Here is a 24203-nt window from a genome sequence, read left to right on the forward strand (position 1 = left end):
ACCCATCATGCAACGACGCGTTCCACCGGATGCGTCTCCAGCCATGCGTTCTCGCCGTCTTCAAAGAGCCGCGAGCGCGTTAAAAACCGCAAGCCGCTGGGACGCTCCAAGGAAAACATCCCGCCATTGCCCGGCACCGCGTCGATGATCAACTGCGTGTGCTGCCAGTATTCGAATTGCGATTCGCTCATGTAGAACGGCACACTCGCAATCGTGCCGAGTTTCACGTCGGACGAGCCGACCATGAATTCGCCTTGCGGAAACATCATCGGCGCACTGCCGTCGCAGCAACCCCCCGATTGATGGAACAACACGTCGCCATGTTCGGCGCGTAGCTTGTCGATCAACTCGACCGCGGCCGGTGTCGCGACCACGCGGGCCACTTCTTTCTCGTCAACCATCCCATGCCTCGCTGAAAAAAGCGCGAGCCGCGCAAGGCGGCTCGTGCGAACAGGATCGTGATGCTTAGAAGAAGCCGAGCGGCTTGTCGCTATAGCTGACCAGCAGGTTCTTGGTCTGCTGATAGTGGTCGAGCATCATCTTGTGATTTTCACGGCCGATGCCCGATTGCTTGTAACCGCCAAATGCCGCATGCGCCGGATACGCGTGATAGCAGTTGGTCCACACGCGGCCCGCCTGGATTTGCCGGCCAAAGCGGTAGGCGCGCGTGCCGTCGCGCGTCCACACGCCGGCGCCGAGACCGTACAGCGTGTCGTTGGCGATCTCGAGCGCTTCTTCTTCGGTCTTGAACGTCGTGACCGATACCACCGGCCCGAAGATTTCCTCCTGGAAGATGCGCATCTTGTTGTGGCCGCGGAACACGGTCGGCTTCACGTAATAGCCCTTGCTCAATTCGCCGTCGAGCTGATTGCGCTCACCGCCGATCAAACATTCGGCGCCTTCCTGCTTGCCGAGGTCGACGTACGACAGGATCTTCTCCAGTTGTTCCTGCGAAGCCTGTGCGCCGATCATCGTCTTGCTGTCGAGCGGATGTCCTTGCGTGATGGCTGCGACGCGCTTCAACGCACGTTCCATGAAACGATCGTAGATCTTTTCGTCGATCAGCACGCGCGACGGGCACGTGCACACTTCGCCCTGATTCAGCGCGAACATCGTGAAGCCTTCGAGCGCCTTGTCGAAATAGCTGTCGTCGGCGCTCATCACGTCGGCGAAGAAAATGTTCGGGCTCTTGCCGCCCAGTTCGAGCGTGACCGGAATGATGTTCTGGCTCGCGTACTGCATGATCAGGCGGCCGGTGGTGGTCTCGCCGGTAAACGCGATCTTGGCGATCCGCTTGCTCGACGCGAGAGGCTTGCCGGCTTCGAGGCCGAAGCCGTTAACTATGTTCAGCACGCCGGCGGGCAGCAGGTCGTGAATCAGTTCGGCCAGTACGAGAATCGACGCGGGCGTTTGCTCGGCCGGCTTGAGTACCACGCAATTACCGGCGGCGAGTGCGGGCGCGAGCTTCCACACCGCCATCAGGATCGGGAAGTTCCACGGAATGATCTGGCCGACCACGCCGAGCGGTTCATGAAAGTGATACGCGACCGTGTCGTCGTCGATCTGGGAGAGCGAGCCTTCCTGCGCGCGCACAGCGCCGGCGAAATAGCGGAAGTGGTCGATGGCGAGCGGAATGTCGGCCGCCATGGTTTCGCGTAGCGGCTTGCCGTTGTCGATCGTTTCGGCGATCGCGAGACGTTGCAGGTTCGCTTCCATCCGGTCGGCGATGCGGTTCAGGATGTTCGCGCGTTCGGTGGTCGAGGTTTTGCCCCATGCCGTTTTCGCGCGATGCGCGGCGTCGAGCGCGAGTTCGATATCGGCTTCGCGCGAACGCGGGATCGACGTGAACGGCTCGCCGGTGATCGGCGACACGTTGTCGAAGTACTCACCGCCCGCAGGCTTGACCCATTCGCCGCCGATAAAATTCGCATACTGCTTTTTGTACGGGAATTCGGTGGTCAGAAATTGCATCTCTGCGTGATTCATCTGTGTGCTCCTCACATGGTGAATGTTTGAATGGGCTATATTCGGCGCGATATTTCGCTTGGCCGCGAGAGGCTACAGCCAGAAGTGTGCCAATGCACCGCGCTGGGGATCCGTGCACGCGCAGCAAGCACTCGCGCACGGCCTGCGGCGTGTGGCTGTTCACGCGGCAATGCGGTAACGTCCCGTTTCTGATCAGCCTGTGCCGGTCTGTTCAGGAATTGAACAGCGACGTGGCGCAGGCCACGCCGCTCAGGCGGAGCGGGGCGGGCCGCGAAACCGTTCGGCATGGGAATTGCCTTCCTGTCCCGCTTCGATATCCGTTTGCGCAGATCCGGTATGACGATCGACACCCCATCCGACGGCCAGACCAGTGCCATGCTCACGCCGCAGCCGAGCTTCCGCGTGCAGACCTGCGTCGCTCACGACGCCGATGAACAGGCGCGCAACCTGCACGGCTGGAACCAGACCTACGACCAGTTGACCGCGGGCAGTTTTGTCGGCGGCCTGACCGAGTTGTGCCTCGATCACATGCAGGTGTTCGTCGAAACGACCAGCCATACATTGCGGCAAACCTGCGAGGTACAGAAAGACGCGTACTGGTTCGGCATTCCGACCTGCCCGGCGGGGTCGGGCCGTATCGACGCGCAGGTGATCTCGGGCGACGCGCTGGCGTTCCGTCCCGGCGGCGTCGAATTCGAACTGTTGACGTCGGCCGGTTACGAGATTTTTGGCGTGGTGGTCAAAGGCGAAGTGCTGCGCCGTTACGCGGCGGATGTCGAGCGCGTCGGCCTGGCCGATCATGTGCCGCACACGGAAGTGGTGCCGATCGACCGGGCGCGCAAGGAGCACTTGTGCGCGTCGCTGCGGCAACTGCTCGACGACGGCGCGGCGCGCGGCACGCCGCTGTCGCCGTTCGCGCGCAACAATCTGCAGGCGTCGGTGCTGGCTTCGCTGTTCGATGTCGGCGCGTTGCCGGCGTCGGAGCCGGTGGCGATGCCGGCGCGGCCACGCCGGCAGTCGATCGTGTCGGAAGCGCGCGAGTATGTACTGGTCAATCGCGACCGGGCGATCAGCGTGCCGGAGTTGTGCGAGCGGTTGCATGTGAGCCGGCGCACGCTGCAGTACTGCTTTCAGGATGTGCTGGGGATGGCGCCCGCCACGTATCTGCGCGCGATACGCCTGAACGGCGCGCGGCGCGATCTTTCCAACGCTGCGCGTGAATCACGTTCGGTGCAGGATGTTGCGGCGGCGTGGGGATTCTGGCATCTGAGCCAGTTCGCGACGGACTATCGCAAGCTGTTCGGTATGCGGCCTTCTGAGACGTTGAAGGCCGCGGTGGGGGCGCAGGCGGTAACGGGGCAGCGTTCGTTCGCGCATTGACAGCGGTTGAGGGTGACGGGTGGCGGTTTTTACTTACGCAACAACCGCAACCCGTTCGCTACCACCAGCAGGCTCGCGCCCACGTCCGCGAACACGGCCATCCACATCGTGCCGAGACCCATCACCGTCAGCACGAGAAACACACTCTTGATGCCGAGCGCCAGCGCGATGTTCTGCACCAGCACCGCATGCGTCGCCTTCGAGAGCCGGATGAACGACGGGATCTTGCGCAGATCGTCGTCCATCAGCGCGACGTCGGCGGTTTCGATCGCGGTGTCGGTGCCCATCGCGCCCATCGCGAAGCCGATATCGGCGCGCGCCAGCGCCGGGGCGTCGTTGATGCCGTCGCCGACCATGCCGACCGTCGCGCCTTCCGCCGACCACTGCGCCACCGCGTTGAGCTTGTCTTCCGGCAACTGATCGCCGCGCGCTTCGTCGATGCCGACCTGCTGCGCGATCGCGGCGGCGGTGTGCGGGTTGTCGCCGGTGAGCATGGTTGTGGCGACGCCGAGGCGCTGCAATTCGGCGATGGCGGCGCGACTCGTCTCCTTCACCGTATCGGCGACCGCGAACAGCGCGAGCACGCGCTCCGCGTCGACCAGCATCACGACGGTTTTGCCTTGCCGCTCCAGCGCGTCGAGCCGGGCTTCGAGCGACGCCGAGCATCGCCCAAGTTCCTCGACCAGCCGATGATTGCCGAGCCAGTACGACAAACCGTCGATCTCGCCGCGCACGCCGCGTCCGGCGAGGGCTTCGAACGCGTCGACCGTGACGCTGGCGACGCCGTCGGTCCTCGCCGTCGCCGCAATCGCCATCGATACCGGATGATCCGAGCCTCCCGCGAGACTCGCCGCGAGCGAGCGGCAACGGGCGTCGTCGACGTCGGCGAGGATCGCCAGTTCGGTTTGCACCGGTTTGCCGTGCGTCAGCGTGCCGGTTTTGTCGAGCGCGAGGCGGCGCAGTTTGCGGCCTTGCTCCAGATAAGCGCCGCCCTTGATCAGAATGCCTTTGCGGGCGGCCGCTGCAAGCCCGCTGACGATCGTTACCGGCGTCGAGATCACCAGCGCACACGGGCAGGCGATCACCAGCATGACCAACGCCTTGTAGACCCACTCGTGCCATGCGCCGCCGAACAGCAGCGGCGGCACGATCGCCACCGCCAGCGCGACGGCGAACACGATCGGCGTATACACGCGAGCGAACTGATCGACGAAACGTTGCGTCGGCGCCTTGGTGCCTTGCGCTTCCTCGACCGCGTGGATGATGCGCGCGAGCGTCGTGTTGCTGGCCGCGGCCGTGACCCGATAGTCGAACGAACCGGCCTGGTTGATCGTGCCGGCGAACACGGCGTCGCCGACGGTCTTGTCGACCGGCAGGCTTTCGCCGGTGATCGGCGCCTGATCCACGCTCGAACGGCCCGCGACGATCTCGCCGTCGAGCGCGATCCGCTCGCCCGGCTTCACGCGAACCACCGCGTCGAGCGCAATCGCTTTCAGATCCGTGGCTTGCCAGCTGCCGTCGGGCTGCTGGACGCTCGCCTGTTCGGGCGTGAGTTGCATCAATCCCTGGATCGCATTGCGGGCGCGGTCGAGCGACTTCGCCTCGATGAGTTCGGCGATCGTGAAGAGGACCATCACCATCGCGGCTTCCGGCCACTGGCGCAGGACCAGCGCGCCGGTGACGGCAATGCTCATCAACGCGTTGATGTTCAGGTTGCCGTTGCGGATCGCGAGCCAGCCCTTCTTGTAGGTTGTAAGGCCGCAGGAGAGGATCGCGACGAGCGCCAGACCCGCAGCCATCCAGATCGGTGCGCCGAGCCAGCCAGCGGCCTCTGAGCCCACCGCGGCGACGCCGGCCAGGGCGAGCGGCCACCACGGCTTGGCCGGCGCGGCGGCAGCGGTCGCCGGCGAGCCGTTCGGGCCGGCGTCCGCCATTTCGGGCGTGAAGTCGAGCGAACGCAGCGCGGCGAGGATCGATTCGAGCGCGTCCGGCGCGTGCACGACCGTCAGCACACGCTGCATCAGGTTGAAGTCCATGCTGCGCACATACGGCATGCGGCTGAATTTCTTGCGGATCAGCGCTTCTTCGGTCGGGCAGTCCATCTGCATGATGCGGATGGCGGTACGCACGTCGTTGCCGACGGCTTCGGATCGCGGCAAGCGGATCGGCGCGGCCAGAGTGCTGGGTGTCGAGCCGCAGCAGCCTGCGTCGGCGTGGTTGTGGGCGTGACCTTTGTGATCATGGCCTTTGTGGTCGTGGTCGTGGTCGTGACCAGCGTGGTCATGCCCGGCGTGCCCGTGGGCACAGGCTTTGGCCTGTTCGGGACGGTCTGCTTCGGCGTGGTCGGCGTGAGACATGGTGGCTTCCTGGTTCGATTTGTGGTCTAGTAAACACCTTGAAGCCACTACAAGGTCAAGGCCGCGATCCGGAGGGTCCATGAAAATAGGCGAACTGGCGAAAATCGCCCATTGCACGACCGAAACGATCCGTTTCTACGAAAAAGAGGGCCTGTTGCCCGAAGCGGACCGCACCGAAGCCAATTACCGTAGCTATACCGGCAAGCACGTCGAACGGCTGCGCTTCATCCGCAACTGCCGCGCGCTCGATATGACTCACGACGAGATCCGCGCGTTGCTGCGTCTCACCGACGCGCCCGCCGAGGGTTGCGGCGGCATCAATGCCCTGATCGACGAGCACATCGCGCATGTCGATACGCGCATTGAGGAGCTGAAGCAGTTGAAAGTGCAACTCACCACGTTGCGCGAGCAATGCCACGGCGAACAGGCCGTTGAAGACTGCGGCATCGTGCAAGGTCTGACCGATATGGATGTGAGCGCGCCGCGAGCGCGGCATACGCATCTGGGTTAAGGCGTGTCGGCCGCGCTAACGCGAATGCCGCGCGGCGGCGGCGCGCAGCTTTATGGCGAAGGCCTCGCCTCACCTGTGGCCGGTCCAAACAATCATCGAATCCAGTTGGAGAATCAACGTGTTTACTTGTAGAAACCAGCCCTGCAACGCGCGGTGGGAGCAATCGGACGTCGTCATCAAGAACGAAGGGCAAGGGCTGCTGTTCCGCTGCCCGATGTGCGGCGCGCGCAATTACGTCGAGCGTTTCGACGGCGAAGACGGTTCGGTGCTGTACGAGCAGATCGAAGGCCGTCCCGCTAACGGCCCGATGGCCGACTAAGTCCTTTTTTCCAGCCGACAGCGAGCTCACCCTATGAACAGTCCCACTCCCGCCGGCGCGCCGTTTAGCCAGTTGCCGCTCCCGCCCGCCGCGCTCGCGAATCTGACGCAGCTCGGCTATGTCGAGATGACGCCGATTCAGGCCGCGAGCCTGCCGATCGCGCTCGCCGGCCACGATCTGATCGCCCAGGCGAAAACCGGCAGCGGCAAGACCGCGGCGTTTTCGCTGGCGCTGCTGGCACGCCTCGACGTCCGCAACTTCGCCGTGCAGGCCATGGTGCTGTGCCCCACGCGCGAACTCGCCGACCAGGTCACGCAGGAAATCCGCCGCCTCGCGCGCGCCGAAGAAAACATCAAGGTGCTGACGCTGTGCGGGGGCACGCCGATGCGTCCGCAAACGGCCAGCCTCGAACACGGTGCGCACATCGTGGTCGGCACGCCGGGCCGCATCATGGATCACCTCGAGCGCGGCAGCCTGCCGTTGCAGTCGCTCAACACGCTGGTGCTCGACGAAGCCGACCGCATGCTCGACATGGGTTTCTTCGACGACATCGCCACCGTCGTCAAGCAATGTCCGAAAGAGCGGCAAACGCTGCTGTTTTCGGCGACGTACCCCGAAGGTATCGTCAAGCTGAGTCAGCAATTCCTGCGCAACCCGAAGGAAGTGAAACTGGCCGAGCGGCATGACAACAGCAAGATCCGTCAGCGGTTCTATGAAGTCGCCGAAGACGGGCGTCTGCATGCCGTGGGTTTGCTGTTGAACCACTATCGTCCGGTCAGCACGCTGGCGTTCTGCAATACCAAGCAGCAATGCCGCGATCTGCTCGACGTGTTGCGCGCGCAAGGTTTTCATGCGCTCGCGCTGCATGGCGAGCTCGATCAGCGTGAACGCGATCAGGTGCTGATCCAGTTCGCCAACCGTAGCTGCTCCGTGCTGGTCGCGACCGACGTCGCCGCGCGCGGCCTCGACATCGCGCAACTGGAAGCGGTGATCAACGTCGACGTGACGCCGGACCCGGAAGTGCACGTGCACCGCATTGGTCGCACGGGCCGGGCCGATCAGGAAGGCTGGGCGCTGAGCCTCGCGAGCATGAACGAGATGGGCCGCGTCGCCGGTCTCGAACAGGCGCAAAAGCGCGAGGTGGAATGGCACAAGCTGTCCGAACTCACGGCGGCGAGCAATGAGCGGCTGTTGCCGCCCATGGAGACGCTGCAGATTCTCGGCGGTCGCAAGGAGAAGATCCGTCCCGGCGACGTGCTCGGCGCGCTGACCGGCGAGGCGGGATTCGACGGCTCGCAGATCGGCAAGATTAACGTGACCGAAATGTCCACCTACGTGGCCGTGGAACGCAGCATTGCGCGTGAGGCGCTGCGCAAGCTCAGCGCCGGCAAGGTGAAGGGCAAGAAGGTCAGAGTCCGGATGATGGACGAAGCCTGATCGGCGTTGGCTGGCGGCGCGAGCGCTCATGCTTGCCTCGCCAGCCGCCCTGCGTTTTTCCGGGTCGCGTCAAGCTGCGATCGCCCTGATCGTCGCTGCCCCTGCCGCATCACATTCCTTCATACCCTTGGCGCTTTCCACCGTCTTCGCGTTTTTCGCGCGGTGCCGCCTTTTCCCTGTCAATCCCGATCTCACAGGCTTCGCCGGTGGTGACGCGCACTCGTCCAGGCCATGACGTAAACGCATGCCGCGCATGACAAAGTTTCGATTGTGACGCTTCTTTGGCTGATGCCTAATCACCGAACCGGATGGGACCGCCACGCCGTTGGCCGTCCGCGAATCCATTGCCGGATGAAGAAAGGGAGAAGCCTTATGCAGAGCGCCATGCAAGCCCGCTCGAAATTGCCTGACGTGGGCACGACGATTTTTACCGTGATCGGTCAGTTGGCCGCGCAACACGATGCGCTGAACCTGTCGCAAGGCGCACCGAATTTCGCGCCGGACGCAAAGTTGATCGACGGTGTCGCGCAAGCCATGCGCGCCGGTCACAACCAGTACGCGCCGATGGCCGGCATCGCGGCACTGCGCGAAGCGCTCGCCGACAAAGTCGAAACGCTGTATGGCGTGCGCTACGACCCGCAGAGCGAAGTGACCGTGATCGCCAGCGCCAGCGAAGGCCTGTATTCGACGATCAGCGCACTCGTGCATCCGGGCGACGAAGTGATCTACTTCGAGCCTTCGTTCGACAGCTATGGTCCGATCGTCCGACTGCAAGGCGCCACGCCGGTAGCGATCAAGCTCTCGTTAGATGGTTTCCGCGTGGATTGGGACGAGGTCGCCGCCGCGATCACGCCGAAGACCCGCATGATCATCATCAACACGCCGCACAATCCGACCGCCACCGTGTTCAGCGCGGACGACCTCGCGCGCTTAAAAGCCGTTACACGCAACACCGATATCGTGATTCTCGCCGACGAAGTCTACGAGCACGTGGTGTTCGACGGCGCCCAACATCAGAGCATGGCGTGCGATACCGAACTCGCGGAACGCAGCGTGATCGTGTCGTCGTTCGGCAAGTCGTATCACGTGACTGGGTGGCGTGTCGGCTATTGCCTCGCGCCCGCTGCGCTGATGGACGAGATTCGCAAAGTCCATCAATTCATGGTGTTTTCTGCCGATACGCCGATGCAGTACGCGTTCGTCGATGCATTGGCGAATCGCGAAAGCTATCTCGGCTTGTCCGCGTTCTATCAGAAGAAGCGTGATCTGCTCGCGCATGCGTTGCGCGATTCGCGCTTCGAATTGCTGCCGAGCGAAGGCAGCTTTTTCATGCTCGCGCGGTTTCGCGGTTTCTCTGACGAAAGCGATAGCGACTTCGTGCTGCGCCTGATTCGCGATGCGCGGGTCGCGACGATTCCGCTGTCGGCGTTCTACACCGACGGCACCGATTCGGGCCTGATTCGCCTGAGCTTCTCGAAGGACGATGCGACGTTGCTCGAAGGCGCGCGGCGTCTGTGCGAAATCTGACGATTCGATTGTTTGATTGTTTGATTGCGCGCGCAACGGTCGGGTTTTTGACCGCAGTATGATCGTGACGCCTTCATGCATCAGCGTGTTGCATGAAGGCGTTGACACCGAATCGAAGGGAAGGGACCTGTTATGAAATCGCTCAAGCCACTATGGGCATTGGCCTGCGCATTCACATCGATCGCGGCTTTTTCAACGGCCAGTGCCGCTGAAACGACACTGCGATTCGGACTCGAAGCACAGTATCCGCCGTTCGAGTCGAAGGGGCCGAATGGTGAGTTGCAAGGACTCGACGTCGATGTCGGCAATGCCGTTTGCGTCGCCGCGCATATGACGTGCAAGTGGGTCGAGACTTCGTTCGACGGCCTGATTCCCGCACTGCAGGGTCGCAAGTTCGACGCGATCAATTCGGCGATGAACGCCACCGAACAACGCCGTCAGGCGATCGATTTCACCACCGTGGTGTATCGCGTGCCGACGCAGTTGATCGCGAAGCGCGATAGCGGTTTGCTGCCGACGCCCGCGTCGTTGAAGGGCAAACGCGTCGGCGTATTGCAGGCTTCGATTCAGGAAACCTTCGCGAAGACGCATTGGGAAACGGCCGGCGTGACGGTCGTGCCGTATCAGGATCAGAACCAGGTTTATACCGATCTCCTCTCGGGTCGCCTCGACGCGACGCTCGTGCTCGCGCCCGCGGGTCAGGCGGGTTTTCTGTCGAAGCCGAACGGCAAGGACTACGCGTTCGTCGGGCAACCTGTGCGTGACGACAAGATTCTCGGCAGCGGTATCGCGTACGGGATTCGTAAAGGCGATACGGCGCTGCGTGAGCAATTGAACGCGGCGATCGCCAAGGTGCAGGCGGATGGCACGGTGAAGACGCTGGCCGCTAAATATCTCGGCAATATCGACATCTCGGCGAAGTAAGGCTGCGGTGTACCGGGCGCGCTGAAACACCTCGCGTCTTCGTTCCATGAGTTGTCTTGTTGACGATCCGTTTGGCGGCTACGATACGTAGGCCTTGCAGGTGTGCGAGGTCTGCGTACACATCGGAGAGCCGGTAGATGAGCGAGACGACGGAAGCGGCCATTCACGCGAAATGCGCTTCTGCGCCGAAGTTCTGGCGCAGCGACGCGTTGCCGTTCATCAAGGCGCGTTCCATCGACGATGGCCGCGAGGTCTGCTACGCCAAACATTCGCATGAGACGTTTTCTATCGGCGCCGTAACCGGCGGGCGCAGCGTCTACGTGAATCGCCACGCGAGCGAATGGATCGGCGCAGGCGCGGTCGTCATGATGAATCCGGACGACGTGCATGCCTGCAATCCCGTCGCCGATGAGCGCTGGTCGTACTGCATGCTGCATGTAGACGTGACGTGGTTCACGAGTCTGCAACACGAACTGGGTTTCAGCGAAAACCACGCGTTTCGCGCGTTCTCGCAGACCATGACGACGGACCTGAAACTGTTCGATGATCTGAACCGTTTGCATGCGATTCTCGTGGACAGTGATGCCGAGATTCTTCACAAAGAAAGCACGGCAGTCGTCTTCTTCTCTGAAGTACAACAAAAGCTGAACCCGGCATCTTTGCCGGATCACGACGCCAGCCGGCAGCTCTCGCGCGCAGCGGAATTCATCGCGGAAAACTGCACCCGTGCATTGAGACTCGATGACGTGTGCAAGGCGGCCGAACTCTCGCCGTCGCATCTGATTCGCGCGTTCAAACAGCGCTATGGCATGACGCCTCACGCGTATCTGATCAATCGACGCATTCAGTACAGCCGCGCGCAATTGCGACGTGGCCGCTTGATCGCGGACGTCGCGCTTGACGCCGGGTTCGCCGATCAGGCGCATTTGCAACGTACGTTCAAGCGGCTGGTTGCGGCGACGCCGGGTCAATATCGCAGTTGAGTCGGTGCGTCACTCGACCAGCAGATACGGCGCACTCGCCGCGAGCAACGCGGCCATGACGCGATTGAATACCCTGACGCGCTGCGGTTCCTGCAAGTACTTGCGCAGGAACGTGCCGGCGTACGCCCAACTCGCAATCGACACATAGCAGATCACGAAATAGACGACGGCGAATTGCCAGACGAGCTGGCCGTCGCCATCGGCTGCATAGGCGCCCATGCCGGCCAGCGACGCGAGCCACGCTTTCGGGTTGAGCCATTGCATCGCCGCGCCATTGGCGTACGAGGGGCCGCGGGCGGATTGATCCGCGCCGAGGCGGCCGTCGTCGACGGCGAGTTTGTAGGCCATGTAGAGCAGAAAGCCGACGCCCGCCCATTTGACTACCGCGATCAGGTTCGGGAAATGCGCGAGCAACTCGTGCAGTCCGAGACCAATGAGCAGAAGCAGTACGGTGAAGCCGACGGTTGCGCCGGTGACATGCCGCATGCTCGCGGCGAGTCCGTGCTGCGCGCCGGCGCTGAGCGCCACGACATTAACCGGACCGGGAGAAATGGAACTGGCCAGCGCGAATGCGGCCATGGAGAGTAATGCGGTCATCTGATGCCCCGAAACAGGAGTGCGCCGGATTGGCGACGCTGAACGGTAGCGGGCGGTGCGGTGGGGTGTATTGAAGGAAATTGCTGTGGGGAATGCGTGGGATTTCGTCGGGCTCTGGCTTGGGGCGATTGTTCGCTGAAAACGCGCGCCGCAAAGCAAAAAGCCCGGTCGCGAGGACCGGGCTTTTTGCTTTGAATCTTTGGTGGGGCGTGACAGATTCGAACTGTCGACCTACGGATTAAGAGTCCGCTGCTCTACCAGCTGAGCTAACGCCCCCAACAGAAGCGAAATTATGCAGTAATTTCCAGAACTTGCCAAGCCTCTTTAGCAGATTTCTTAAAAATAGCGGCTTCAGCGGGTTCGAAGCATTCCTCGATCGCCACGCGGCCGTCAAAAACACGCGGCCTTTCCCGTCCCGGTATTATGTCGCGAACCCTTGCCGCACGAAGCGTCGCGCGGCTCTCCACCGAGGATTGCCATGGATGAGAAAGAGATTATCGCGTTGCTCGACCGCATCCTCGCTCCCTGGGTCCGTGCGCTCACGCTGACGCCCGTTAAAGTCGACGACGAAAGCGCCACGCTGCGTCTGCCGTTTTCCGGGGGTCTGCGTCATTCGGGCGGCGTGATTTGCGGCCAGGTCTTCATGGCCGCGGCCGACACGGCGATGATCGTCGCCATTTCCGCCGCGCTCGGTGGCTTCAAGCCGATGAGCACCGTCTCGCTCAACATCAATTTCATGCGCGCGGTCCGCAATGGCGACGTGCTGATCACCGCGCGCGTGCTGCGCATGGGCCGCAATCTGGTGTTCGGCGAGGTCGAATTGTTCGACGAGTCCGGCAACATGGCCGTCCACGCCACCACCACCTACGCGCTGCTCGACTAGCACCGCGGCGTGAGCCGCATCAAAGTCAAAAGAAAAGGAAAAAGCAGGATGTTCGATCAGGTCGTATTCGCGGGCGGCGGCAACCGCTGCTGGTGGCAGGCGGGTTTCTGGGACGTGGTGCAGCCGGAATTGCAGATCCGCCCGCGCGTCATCACCGGCATTTCGGCCGGCGCCGCCACCGCGTGCATGCTCTACACGCGCGACTCCGACTGGGTAATGCGCTATTACGAAGACGCGCTTCGCCACAACACCCGCAACGCCTACTGGGGCAACCTGCTGCGCGGCGAGTCGGTGTTTCCGCACTACCGCATTTACCGGCAGGCGCTGCTCGACATCTACGGCGAGAAGTTTTCGACGCTCGCCGGGGCGCCGGAAATCCGCATCGGCGTGTCGCATCTGCCGCGCTGGCTCGGCGCGCGCAGCGCGGTCGCCGCCGGGTTGATCGCGTACAACATCGAGAAATACGTCCGCAAAACGCTGCATCCAACGCTCGGTCAGACGCTCGGTTTTCATCCGGAATTCGTGCGTGCGCAGGACTGCGCCAGCGTCGAGGATCTGGCGGATCTGATCCTGCAATCGTCGAGTACGCCGCCGTTCACGCCGGTTTTGCGGCGCAATGGGCGTCCTGTGCTGGATGGCGGCATGGTCGACAACGTGCCGGTCGGCGCGCTCGACGCCGATGCGCCCGGCAACGTGCTTGTGATGGTCACGCGTCTTTACCCGCGTCCGCAGATGTTCGTGGTGCCGCATGGCGTGCAGCAACGGCTGTATGTACAGCCGTCGCGCAAGGTGCCGATTTCGAGCTGGGATTACACCAGCCCTTCGCAGATGGTGCACGCGTACAACCTCGGCCGCGGCGACGGCGAGACTTTCCTCGAGCGCATGCCCGCGCTGCTAGAGGTCGGCGCGCACGCAGCGCGCTGATACGAAACGAGGGGCCGAGGGGCCAAACAACCGCCCCTCGCGACTCGACTTACCGCCGACGCCCGCCCTGCAACGCCTCCGGATTCGCCACGCTGCCCGTATCGCCGGCGTCGAACGCGAGAATGTTCTGGAACGCCGCAGTGAAGTAAAGCTCGTAGCTCTCGCGCTCCACATAGCCAATGTGCGGCGTGCAGATCACGTTCTCCATGCGCAGCAGGCTGTAGCCCTGCAGGATCGGCTCGCTTTCATACACATCGATCGCGACCATCCCCGGACGGTTGTGCGACAGCGCGTTCACCAGCGCGTTTTCATCGAGCAACTCGGCGCGGCTCGTATTCACGAGCAAGGCAGTCGGCTTCATCCGCATCAAATCTTCCTGCTTGACGATGCCGCGCGTGTCGTCATGCAGACGCAGGTGCAAGGACAGCACATCGCTTTGCTCGAACAACGCTTCGCGGCTTTCGGCGACGCCGTAGCCGTCGGCGCGCGCAGCCTCGCGTGAATGCTCGCGGCCCCAGATCAGCACGTTCATGCCGAACGCCTTGCCGTACCCGGCGAGCAGGCGGCCAATCTTGCCGTAGCCCCAAATCCCCAGCGTCTGACCACGCAAGACCTGACCCAAACCGAAGTTCGGCGGCAGCGCGGACGTCTTCAAACCCGACTGCTGCCAGGCCCCTTGCTTAAGGTTTGCCACGTATTGCGGAATGCGCCGCTGCGCCGCCATGATGAGAGCCCACGTCAGCTCAGCCGGCGCGATCGGCGAACCGCTGCCTTCCAGCACGGCGATGCCGCGCTCGGTACAGGCCGCCAGATCGATATGGCTGGAGACCTTGCCGGTCTGGCTGATCATGCGCAAACGCGGCAGTTTGTCGAGGAGTTGCGAGTTGATACGGGTACGTTCGCGAATCAGCACCAGTGCGTCGACTTCGGAAAGACGGCTCGCCAACTGACCGAGACCGCGAACGGTGTTGTTAAAAACTTTGACCTCGTGGTCGGCCAGCAATTGAAAGCAGTCGAGCTTACGAACGGCGTCCTGGTAATCGTCGAGGATGGCAATCTTCATGGTATGTGTCTTGCGGCGCACCATGACGGTGCGGAACGGAGTGTTATGCTGACTGTCCCACCATGTGACCTAGGTCACATGCCGGACTGGCTGGATGCCTTACCGTAGAAGCTGCCGCGTAGAACGGCTGCGCCACGGAAAGGCCGATTGACATCGTTTTTAACAGTTTGTTGCGTGTTGAGGCAAGCCGCTTTACAGACGGTTGCAGACAACCGTCGGTCGATGCCTCCGCCCAGCAGGCTGTGTGGCCCATGATGACCTGCACAATTATTTGCGCGCCGGTTCAGGCAGTCTCCCGGCGTGAAGAATTGAACGCCTCTCGCATGCAGCGTCCCCTTGGGCTTGTACCGTTTTTCTATTCGCTTTCAAAACGGAGACAAGTCGATGAACCATCCCTCATTCGAAGGACAGCCCGTAATCGAGGCGCCCGCGTGGGTCAAACACCGAAAGCTGCTCGACTGGGTCCAGCGCGTCGCCGCGCTGACCAAGCCCGACCAGGTCGTCTGGTGCGACGGCTCGCAGGAGGAATACGACCGCTTGTGTGCACAAATGGTCGAAGCGGGCACCCTCAGAAAGCTCAATCCCGCGAAACGTCCCAATTCTTACCTCGCCTGGTCCGATCCGTCCGACGTGGCGCGCGTCGAAGACCGCACGTTCATCTGCTCGCCGCGCCGCGAAGACGCCGGCCCCACCAATAACTGGATCGCCCCGGCGGAAATGCGCTCCACGCTCGACGGTCTGTTCGACGGCGCGATGCGCGGCCGCACGATGTACGTGGTGCCGTTCTCGATGGGCCCGCTGGGTTCGCCGATCGCGCACATCGGCGTTGAATTGAGCGACAGCCCGTACGTGGTGACGAACATGCGCATCATGACGCGCATGGGCCGCCAGGTGTACGACGTGCTCGGCGAAGACGGCGAGTTCGTGCCCTGTGTGCATTCGGTCGGCGCGCCTTTGGCGGCCGACGCGAAAGACGTGCCGTGGCCGTGCAACGACACCAAATACATCGTCCATTTTCCCGAGTCGCGCGAAATCTGGAGCTACGGCTCGGGCTACGGCGGCAACGCGCTGCTCGGCAAGAAGTGCTTCGCGCTGCGCATTGCATCGACCATGGGCCGCGCCGAAGGCTGGCTCGCCGAACACATGCTGATTCTCGGCGTCACTTCGCCGCAAGGGCGCAAGCATCACGTGGCGGCGGCGTTTCCGTCGGCGTGCGGCAAGACCAACTTCGCCATGCTGATTCCGCCGGAAGGCTTGAACGGCTGGAAGATTTCCACGATCGGCGACGATATCGCGTGGATCAAACCGGGCAAGGACGGCCGCCTGTACGCGATCAATCCGGAAGCCGGCTACTTCGGCGTTGCGCCGGGCACGAGCGAAAAGACTAACTTCAACGCCATGGCCACGTTGAAAGAGAACGTGATCTTCACGAACGTGGCGCTGACCGACGACGGCGACGTCTGGTGGGAAGGCATGACCGACGAAGCGCCCGCGCACCTGATCGACTGGCAGGGCAAGGACTGGACACCGGCCTCCGCGAAGGAGAGCGGCCGCAAGGCGGCGCATCCGAACGCGCGCTTCACGGCGCCGGCCGCGCAATGTCCGTCGATCGACGCCGACTGGGAAAACCCGGCGGGCGTTGCGATCGACGCGTTTATCTTCGGCGGCCGCCGTTCCACGACCGTGCCGCTCGTCACTGAAGCGCGCAACTGGGTCGAAGGCGTCTACATGGCCGCGACCATGGGCTCCGAGACGACCGCCGCCGCGGCCGGCCAACAGGGCGTGGTGCGCCGCGACCCGTTCGCGATGCTGCCGTTCTGCGGCTACAACATGAGCGATTACTTCAGCCACTGGCTGAAAACTGGCGAACGTCTGGCTCAACTGAACGCGAAGCTGCCGAAGATTTTCTGCGTCAACTGGTTCCGCAAGGGAACCGACGGCAAGTTCGTCTGGCCGGGCTTCGGCGAGAATATGCGCGTGCTGGGCTGGATGGTCGGCCGTATCGAGGGCACGGCCCAAGGCGAGGAACACGCGTTCGGCGTGTCGCCGCACTATGACGACATCGACTGGAGCGGGCTGAACTTCAGCCGCGAGCAATTCGAGCAGGTGATTTCCGTCGACGACGCAGCATGGCACGACGAACTCGCGCTGCACGCCGAACTTTTTGACACACTGCAGCAAGGGTTGCCGACCGCTTTGACGGACGCTAAACGCTCATTGGAGCAGAAGCTCATTGCCTGATCATGTGAGTATTCACTTCGCATGAAGAGCCGCCTTCGGGCGGTTTTTCTTTGTCCGCCTCCCCTTACACCGCGATTTTTTCCGATTCCGCAACGCCGGGACGATCATTACGTCTGTTCGAACAAAAAAGACAGAGCAAGCTGCAGCGCAGCAGATTGTTTCTTTTTTCGGAATAATGAGTGGTCGCGCCCCACATTGGTGAGTACAGTCGCACAGAAATCGACAATATTTCCGCTTTCGTGGGCAACTTCTGCACGATTTCGCGAGTCGTAGGAGAATTCCAAGTTCGCTTCACTGGTTTTCACTAATTGTCAGGAAGCTGTAACACGGCAGGAGTTGTCTTATGGATCATTTGCAGTCGATGCGAGTTTTCGTCAGAGTGGCGGATCTCGGCAGTTTTGCCCGCGCTGCGAGCGCGATGGATATTTCCAACGCAGTTGCCACCCGTCACGTCGCCGACCTCGAAGGGCGTCTTGGTACGCGGCTGCTCAATCGCACAACCCGCAGCTTGTCTCTGACCGAGTCGGGTCAGGTTTATCTCGAGCGCGCGCGCCAGATTCTCGACGAACTGGAAGACGTCGAGCAGATGGTGGTGGCGCGCAATCATGAACCCGTCGGCACGCTGAGAATCGTCGCGCCGGTGGTATTCGGGCTGCACAACCTCGCACCCGTACTTCAAACATACGCGGAGCGTTACCCGAAAGTGATTCCCGATGTGACGCTGGTCGATCGTCAGGTCGACCTGGTCGAAGAAGGTTTCGACGTGGGCGTCGTGATCGCGCGGCAGATGCGCAGCGCCAGCATCGTCACGCGGCGTCTCACCACGGGTTGCATGACGGTGTGCGCCACGCCGGCTTATCTCGAGAAGCACGGTGTGCCGACGCGTCCCGAGCATTTGCTGGAGCATCCGTGCCTGAGCTTGCCGTCCGAGTATTGGGGCGACGAGCGCGTGTTCACGGGCCCGGAAGGCGAGGTGCGCGTGCGGCCGTCGAACGTGATCGTGGCGAACAACACGGAAATGCTGCGGCAGTTCGCGTTGCTCGGCATGGGCATCGCGATTCTGCCGAGCTATCTGATTGGCCGCGACATGACGCGTGGCCGGCTGGTGCGTCTGCTCGGCGATTACCGTTTGCCGCAGGTCGAGATCAACATTGCGTATCCGAGTCGCCGTCATTTGCCGGCAAAGGTCCGCACGTTCATCGATCATCTGGTCGAGCATTTCAGCCAGACGCCGAACAGCCTTCTCGGCGAACAGTGGATCAAGGACGGCCTTGGACGCCCCGACACGACGTCGGCGTTCGAATCGTCGGATCATATGCCGCCGGAAGCGTTCGACGGCGCTGAGCCGCTGTCTCGCCTGCTGGACAGCGAGTTATCGCCGATGCCGACCACCACGTTGGCCAAGACGGCCACGCGCACGCGACCGACGGTTTTGTCGCCGCTGTAAGTGCGGGTGGATCGATCAGGCCCGGAAGCCGGGCGCGGCGCTTGGTAGCCGCGTTCCGGTGGACAAAGAAAAAGGCGCAGTCACGTAAGTGACTGCGCCTTTTTTCGTAGCGTGGCGGATACCGCGTGAATCCGAATCTATGACGCAAGCTGGCTGGAAGCAAACGCTGCCTCCAGCCGTGTTGGCATCTATCAGGAGCCGGTTTTACGCGCCACGGTTTTCTTCGCTGGCGCTTTCTTGGCCGCCGCTGCGGTTTTCGTGGCCGCCTTCTTGGCTGCCGGCGCTTTCTTCCCTGCGACCTTCTTGGCAGCCGGCACGGCCTTCACCGCGACAGAGCCTTCGTCGTCGTCCGATTCCGAATCCGGCGCTGCCTTGGCCGCCGCTTTCGCCGCTGCAGTTTTCGCCGCGGTCTTGGCGGACGGTTCCTTCTTTTCGAACTCGAAGCCGATCTTGCCGTCGTTCTGCTTGACGAGGAACGCCTTGAAGTTACGGCCGGTGCGCGACGACTTGAAGTTCGTCAGCAGGTCCGTACGGCCTTCTTCGAGCAGCTTCGCCATCTGTTCGCGCGCGATTTCCTGCTGCAGGATCACCTTGCCCGAACGGAAGTCGCAGGTCTTCGGATTCGCGACCGAGTTCTCGCAGACGTAGCTCATGCCGTGTTCGAACACGCGACCCTTGCACTTCGGACACGCACCCACCGATTGCTGATCGGAGAAATCAGGCGGTTCACCGTCTTCGCCGCCCGAATCCTGACCGAAGTCGAACTCAAGCTTGTAGTTCTTGATCTCGTCGTCGAGCGACAGCTTCAGGATCGCCGAGAACGGACGGCCCATCTTGCTGCGGAAACCCGACAGCGGCCCGATCGTCTTGTTCTGCAGCAGCTCTTCGACTTCCGGAATTTCGAACTGGCGTCCGCCCGGAATCTTCGAAATCGAGAACTCGCATTTCGAGCAGGCGAAGCGGCGGTAGTTTTCCTTCACCTGACCACTGCAGTTCGGACACGGCGTCTCTAACGTCGCGTAATCACCCGGGATCGTGTCGGAATCGTATTCCTTCGCGCGCTTGACGATGGTCTGCGTCATGCGGGCGATTTCCTGCATGAACGCGTCGCGCGGCAGGTTGCCGCGTTCCATTTGCGAGAGCTTGTATTCCCACTCGCCGGTCAGTTCCGGTGCGGTCAGCTCCTTAACGCCGAGGCCGCGCAACAGCGTCATCAACTGGAATGCCTTGGCGGTCGGAATCAGATCGCGGCCTTCGCGGATCAGATACTTTTCGCCGAGCAGACCTTCGATGATCGCGGCGCGCGTGGCCGGCGTGCCGAGCCCCTTGGCCGCCATCGCTTCGCGCAGTTCGTCGTCTTCGACGAGCTTGCCTGCGCCTTCCATGGCCGACAGCAAGGTCGCTTCGTTGTAGCGTGCGGGCGGCTTCGTCACCAGTTGCTGGGCGGCGATCTTGTCGGTCTTGACCTTCTCGTCCTTCTGCACCGGCACGAGGTTCGCGTCTTCACCGCTGATTTCGCGGCCGTAGACCTGCAGCCAGCCTGGCTCGACCAGTACCTTGCCTTCCGTCTTGAAGTGATGGCCGACCACTTCGGTGATCCGCGTCGTCACGCGATATTCGGCGGCCGGGAAGAACACCGACAGGAACCGCTTCACGACCAGATCGTAGAGCTTCTGTTCCGGCTCGGACAGGTTCTTCGGCGCTTGCGCCGTCGGGATGATTGCGAAGTGATCGCTGATCTTCGAGTTGTCGAAGATGCGCTTGTTCGGCTTCACCCAGCCCTTGTCCAACACCTGCTTGGCGAACGGCAGATAGTTGTTGCTCTCCTTGAGCATGCCGAGCGTGTCTTTGACCGTATCCATATAGTCTTCCGGCAGCGCGCGCGCGTCGGTACGGGGATAGGTCAGGACCTTGTGCTTTTCGTACAGCGCCTGGGCGAGGCCCAGCGTGTTTTTCGCGGAGAAGCCGAAGCGGCCGTTAGCCTCGCGCTGCAGGCTGGTCAGGTCGAACAGCGCCGGCGAGAGTTGCGTGGACGGCTTCGATTCTTCGCTGACCTTGCCGATCTGGCCGCGGCAGGCGGCAACGATCGTTTCGGCCGCGGGCAGCGCCCACAGACGCGAATCGCGCTTTTCAGGATCGAACTCGTCGCGCTTGAATTTCGGATCGTACCAGCGGCCTTCGTAGAAACCGCCGGCGCAGACGAACTCCGCCTTCACTTCCCAATAGTCGCGCGCCACGAAGCGGCGAATCTTTTCTTCGCGCTCCACCACGATCGACAGCGTCGGCGTTTGCACCCGCCCGACCGTGGTCAGGAAGAAGCCGCCGCCCTTGCTGTTGAACGCGGTCATGGCCCGCGTGCCGTTGATGCCGACCAGCCAGTCGGCTTCCGAGCGGCAACGCGCGGCGTCGGCCAGCGGCTGCATCTCTTCGTCGCTACGCAGACGGGCGAAACCATCGCGGATCGAGCCGGCCGTCATGGATTGCAGCCACAGGCGCTGCACCGGCTGTTTGGCTTTCGCGTGCTGCGCGATCAGGCGGAAAATCAGCTCGCCCTCGCGCCCCGCGTCACATGCGTTGATCAGGCGGTCGACGTCTTTACGTTTGAGCAGTTTGGTCAGCACCTTCAGGCGCGACTCGCTCTTAGCGATCGGATTGAGGTCGAAATGCGGCGGAATGACGGGCAGATTGGCGAAACTCCACTTGCCGCGCTTGACTTCATAGTCTTCGGGCGCGGCGATTTCCAGCAGGTGGCCGACTGCCGAGGAAAGGACGTAGTCGTCGCTTTCGTAGTATTCGTCATGCTTGGTAAAGCCGCCCAAAGCCTTCGCGATGTCGTTCGCGACGGAAGGCTTTTCGGCGATGATCAGTGCTTTGGACATGACTCGATGTGAGGTTGGTAGATCCGGGTTGATGGCCTTGAGTGCGCGGTTATTCGCGCGACCCTCGTTTGCGACCTTTGCGACCCATTAACGACCGCTTTATAGCACACGCCGCGAAGGCGACGTGTCAAGTGCCATAAAAGCGCGCCATCTTAATTGCGCGCTCCGCGCTCGGGCAAGTTATGGAAAACGCGCCGTACACCGCTCGCAACGCCCGTGCCGCAAGGCTTGGGCGTTGCGGTTTCAGGCTGCCTCATCAGGCCACCTGAAGCGCCGGCCGCAACTTAGGCGCGCCGCTGACGCCGGGCACGGCCGTCAGATCCGACAACATCCGTTCCACAATCGCCGCCTGTGGCAATACCGTGCCGAAGAATCGTGTCGTGACTGAGTCTTCGATCAGGATGGTCGGGAAATTCTCGACGTCCAGATCGTCGAAACGGTCCGCATGGGTTTCAATGTCGATCCATGCGAAACACATATCCGGATGGCGATCGGCCAGCTTGTCGAAGGCGTCCCGATAGTCGCGACAGGTTCCGCACCACTCCGCGCACAGGCAGGCGACGAACAGCGTGTCGGGCTCGTTGACGCGCTCGGCGATCCGGTCTTGGTCGGTGTCGAGGTTCAGCGCGGGCATGGTGGTTCCTTACGTACTTTGTCGAGTGCTTTGGCGCGAATGTAGCATGGTCGATCCGCGAGAGTGGTCAACCCTGGTCAAGACGAGGTCGGTCGTGGCTTGCACGCATGAAGCGGCCGCCGGGCAGCATCGTCACCTGGCCGGCGAGTTCGAGTTGCAGCAAGGTGGTCTGTAAAGCGGTGTCCTCCATTTCGGTGCGAGCGGCAAGAATTTCAAGCGTGGTGGGCGAATGGCCGAGCGCGGCGAGGAGTTGCTGAGCCTCGGCGCTCGGCGGACGGGCGGATGACGCGGTTGCTCGTCTGGCCGCGTGGGCGGCGTCTTCGCGAGTGGCCGCGTGTTCCGTCGCCAAGGTCGCCCCGGCGCGAGGAAGCGCGCCCGGCTGTTCAGCCCCGTCGCCGAAAATCGCGTGTAGCGATGCCGCCGAACCGCCCTTGGCGGCTGGTCGTTGCGTGAAGCCGAGCTCTTCCAGTATTTCGTCCGGCGTCTCCACCAGCTTGGCCCCCTGCTTGATGATCCGATGACACCCGCGCGACAGCGGCGCGTGAATCGATCCCGGCAACGCGAAGATGTCGCGTCCCATTTCGTTGGCCAGCCGCGCGGTAATCAGCGAGCCGGAGCGCATCGCCGCCTCGACGATCACCACGCCGCTGACCAATCCGGCGATCAGCCGATTGCGCTGCGGGAAGTTGGCGGCGCGCGCGGGGGTACCGAGCGGCCATTCCGAGAGAATCACGCCCTGCACCGCGATCTGCCGCGCCAGCGCGTGATGCGCCGACGGGTACACCAGGTCCGCACCGGTGCCGATCACGGCAACCGTCCCGCCGACGCCTTCCAGGGCGCCCCGATGCGCGGCCCCGTCGATGCCGAGCGCCAGCCCCGACACGATGGTCACGCCGGCTGCCGACAACGCCCGCGCAAACCGCTCCGCGTCTTCGACGCCTTGCGGCGTCGCGCTGCGGCTGCCCACCAGCGCCACCGCCCGCGTATGCAGCAGATCCAGCCGGCCCTTTATATATAGCAGCGGTGGCGGATCGGGCATGGTCAGCAGCGCGGGCGGGTAGGCGGGGTCGTCGAGCATCACGACCTGGTTGCCGGGCAGTTCGCGCCATGCGAGCACGGCGTCGAGCTGGGCGTCGAATTCCGGCCCGGCTGGCGCCAGCGCCGCGCGCGCCGCGGCCTCGCCGGCGACCGCTGCCAGCGCAGCCAGTGTTTGGTCGAAAATCGCTTCCGGCAGTCCAAAAGCGGTCAACAACAGGCGCAGCGCCGCCGGTTTCAGACCGGGCGCGAGCGAAAGCCGCAGCCAGGCGGCGATCTCAAAATCGGTTGCAGGCAAGCTGTGCATTGCGAGTCGATCCTCCTGCAGGGCCAGCGGGCAGGCGGGCGCCATGCTAAAATTTTCATCATCCGAAATAACTGCAGCGCCGCGCCCACCCGCGCGGGCTCGTCGTCTAGCGCACCTGGCGCGTTGAATCGAACCGGTTCGACACCATCTATCCTGTGCGTAAGGCGGCGCGTCCACAACCTGGCCGAATGGCTAACGCGGGCCTCACAACGGTCAGCGGCGCCTAAAAACACACTCAAGATCATGGCTTTACTGAACATCCTCAATTACCCGGACAAACGGCTGCACAAGATCGCGAAGCCGGTCGCGGCGGTCAACGACCGCATTCGCCGCCTCGTCAAAGACATGGCTGAAACCATGTACGCCGCGCCCGGTGTCGGCCTTGCCGCGACCCAGGTCGACGTGCACGAGCGCGTGATCGTGATCGACGTGTCGGACGATCACAACGAACTGCTCGCGTTCATCAACCCGGAAATCATCTGGTCGAGCGACGAAAGAAAGCTGTCGGAAGAGGGTTGCCTGTCGGTGCCGGGTATTTACGACAATGTCGAGCGCGCCGAGCAAGTGCGCGTGCGGGCGTTGAACGAGAAGGGCGAAACCTTCGAGCTGGATTGCGAAGGCCTGCTCGCGGTGTGCATCCAGCACGAAATGGATCACCTGATGGGCCGCGTGTTCGTCGAGTACCTGTCGTCGCTGAAGCAAACGCGCATCAAGAGCAAGATGAAAAAGCTCGCCCACGCGATGTAATGCGCGTCCACTTCGCCACCTG

Annotated in this window: 20 protein-coding genes and 1 tRNA gene; 12 read left to right on the forward strand and 9 right to left on the reverse strand. The window is 62.6% G+C overall.

Annotated elements, in window-relative coordinates:
• Positions 1-5: 5 nt before the first annotated feature.
• Positions 6-401, reverse strand: a complete 396-nt coding sequence (locus HWY05_RS17145) for a DUF779 domain-containing protein (RefSeq protein WP_035554167.1) — start codon at positions 399-401, stop codon at positions 6-8.
• A gap of 64 nt (positions 402-465) precedes the next feature.
• Positions 466-1986: an aldehyde dehydrogenase gene (gene adh / locus HWY05_RS17150; protein WP_035554166.1), complete on the reverse strand. Its 1521-nt coding sequence runs from the start codon at positions 1984-1986 to the stop codon at positions 466-468.
• Between the two features lie 336 nt (positions 1987-2322).
• Between adh and HWY05_RS17155 the strand changes: the two genes are divergently transcribed.
• Complete coding sequence (locus HWY05_RS17155) at positions 2323-3366, forward strand: helix-turn-helix domain-containing protein (protein WP_176059204.1); 1044 nt, start codon at positions 2323-2325, stop codon at positions 3364-3366.
• Positions 3367-3395: 29 nt separating this feature from the next.
• Here the strand turns inward: HWY05_RS17155 and HWY05_RS17160 are convergent, their stop codons facing one another.
• Complete coding sequence (locus tag HWY05_RS17160; RefSeq protein ID WP_176059025.1) at positions 3396-5723, reverse strand: heavy metal translocating P-type ATPase; 2328 nt, start codon at positions 5721-5723, stop codon at positions 3396-3398.
• A 79-nt stretch (positions 5724-5802) separates the two neighbouring features.
• Here HWY05_RS17160 and cadR point away from each other — a divergent pair, with 79 nt between their 5' ends.
• The 6 genes from cadR to HWY05_RS17190 all read left to right on the forward strand — a co-directional run bounded on the left by cadR (position 5803) and on the right by HWY05_RS17190 (position 11424).
• Positions 5803-6234, forward strand: coding sequence for a Cd(II)/Pb(II)-responsive transcriptional regulator (gene cadR, locus HWY05_RS17165; RefSeq protein ID WP_035554160.1), 432 nt, complete (start codon positions 5803-5805; stop codon positions 6232-6234).
• 118 nt (positions 6235-6352) lie between these two features.
• Entirely contained in the window at positions 6353-6553 is a 201-nt protein-coding gene (locus HWY05_RS17170; protein WP_035562518.1) for a hypothetical protein, read from the forward strand.
• 33 nt (positions 6554-6586) lie between these two features.
• Positions 6587-7990 carry an ATP-dependent RNA helicase DbpA gene (dbpA, locus tag HWY05_RS17175; RefSeq protein ID WP_035554158.1) on the forward strand — a complete coding sequence of 468 codons (1404 nt, stop codon included), beginning with the start codon at positions 6587-6589 and terminating at the stop codon, positions 7988-7990.
• 372 nt (positions 7991-8362) lie between these two features.
• Positions 8363-9517 carry a pyridoxal phosphate-dependent aminotransferase gene (locus HWY05_RS17180; RefSeq protein ID WP_035554156.1) on the forward strand — a complete coding sequence of 385 codons (1155 nt, stop codon included), beginning with the start codon at positions 8363-8365 and terminating at the stop codon, positions 9515-9517.
• 132 nt (positions 9518-9649) lie between these two features.
• Complete coding sequence (locus tag HWY05_RS17185) at positions 9650-10441, forward strand: ABC transporter substrate-binding protein (RefSeq protein ID WP_035554154.1); 792 nt, start codon at positions 9650-9652, stop codon at positions 10439-10441.
• 137 nt (positions 10442-10578) lie between these two features.
• A complete protein-coding gene (locus tag HWY05_RS17190; RefSeq protein WP_176059026.1) occupies positions 10579-11424 on the forward strand; it encodes an AraC family transcriptional regulator in 846 nt (281 codons plus the stop codon).
• Positions 11425-11433: 9 nt separating this feature from the next.
• Here HWY05_RS17190 and HWY05_RS17195 read toward each other — a convergent pair whose 3' ends face one another.
• Together HWY05_RS17195 and HWY05_RS17200 are read right to left on the reverse strand one after the other, a co-directional pair.
• Positions 11434-12021, reverse strand: a complete 588-nt coding sequence (locus tag HWY05_RS17195) for a LysE family translocator (RefSeq protein WP_176059027.1) — start codon at positions 12019-12021, stop codon at positions 11434-11436.
• Positions 12022-12221: 200 nt separating this feature from the next.
• Positions 12222-12297 (reverse strand) — tRNA-Lys (locus HWY05_RS17200).
• Between the two features lie 202 nt (positions 12298-12499).
• On the opposite strand from HWY05_RS17200, the gene HWY05_RS17205 reads away from it, so the two are divergent.
• Together HWY05_RS17205 and HWY05_RS17210 are read left to right on the forward strand one after the other, a co-directional pair.
• On the forward strand, positions 12500-12904 hold the full coding sequence (locus HWY05_RS17205) for a PaaI family thioesterase (protein WP_035554148.1): 405 nt from the start codon (positions 12500-12502) through the stop codon (positions 12902-12904).
• Between the two features lie 48 nt (positions 12905-12952).
• Positions 12953-13828: a patatin-like phospholipase family protein gene (locus HWY05_RS17210; RefSeq protein ID WP_176059028.1), complete on the forward strand. Its 876-nt coding sequence runs from the start codon at positions 12953-12955 to the stop codon at positions 13826-13828.
• Positions 13829-13877: 49 nt separating this feature from the next.
• Here HWY05_RS17210 and HWY05_RS17215 read toward each other — a convergent pair whose 3' ends face one another.
• The gene (locus HWY05_RS17215) at positions 13878-14891 is read right to left on the reverse strand and encodes a D-2-hydroxyacid dehydrogenase family protein (RefSeq protein ID WP_035562516.1); all 1014 of its coding nucleotides are present in this window, start codon (positions 14889-14891) and stop codon (positions 13878-13880) included.
• 384 nt (positions 14892-15275) lie between these two features.
• On the opposite strand from HWY05_RS17215, the gene HWY05_RS17220 reads away from it, so the two are divergent.
• Both HWY05_RS17220 and HWY05_RS17225 read left to right on the forward strand, forming a co-directional pair.
• A complete protein-coding gene (locus tag HWY05_RS17220) occupies positions 15276-17132 on the forward strand; it encodes a phosphoenolpyruvate carboxykinase (GTP) (RefSeq protein WP_176059029.1) in 1857 nt (618 codons plus the stop codon).
• A gap of 343 nt (positions 17133-17475) precedes the next feature.
• Positions 17476-18579: a LysR family transcriptional regulator gene (locus HWY05_RS17225; RefSeq protein WP_035554141.1), complete on the forward strand. Its 1104-nt coding sequence runs from the start codon at positions 17476-17478 to the stop codon at positions 18577-18579.
• Between the two features lie 191 nt (positions 18580-18770).
• Here HWY05_RS17225 and HWY05_RS17230 read toward each other — a convergent pair whose 3' ends face one another.
• From HWY05_RS17230 to dprA, 3 genes are all read right to left on the reverse strand, one after another.
• A complete protein-coding gene (locus HWY05_RS17230) occupies positions 18771-21458 on the reverse strand; it encodes a DNA topoisomerase III (RefSeq protein ID WP_176059030.1) in 2688 nt (895 codons plus the stop codon).
• Between the two features lie 256 nt (positions 21459-21714).
• The gene (locus tag HWY05_RS17235) at positions 21715-22092 is read right to left on the reverse strand and encodes a thioredoxin family protein (RefSeq protein ID WP_035554138.1); all 378 of its coding nucleotides are present in this window, start codon (positions 22090-22092) and stop codon (positions 21715-21717) included.
• A gap of 67 nt (positions 22093-22159) precedes the next feature.
• Positions 22160-23434 carry a DNA-processing protein DprA gene (dprA, locus tag HWY05_RS17240; RefSeq protein WP_176059031.1) on the reverse strand — a complete coding sequence of 425 codons (1275 nt, stop codon included), beginning with the start codon at positions 23432-23434 and terminating at the stop codon, positions 22160-22162.
• Between the two features lie 243 nt (positions 23435-23677).
• Between dprA and def the strand changes: the two genes are divergently transcribed.
• Positions 23678-24181: a peptide deformylase gene (gene def / locus HWY05_RS17245; RefSeq protein WP_035554135.1), complete on the forward strand. Its 504-nt coding sequence runs from the start codon at positions 23678-23680 to the stop codon at positions 24179-24181.
• Positions 24182-24203 lie beyond the last annotated feature (22 nt).

The sequence above is a fragment of the Paraburkholderia sp. BCC1876 genome, assembly GCF_902833695.1.
Lineage (GTDB): Bacteria > Pseudomonadota > Gammaproteobacteria > Burkholderiales > Burkholderiaceae > Paraburkholderia.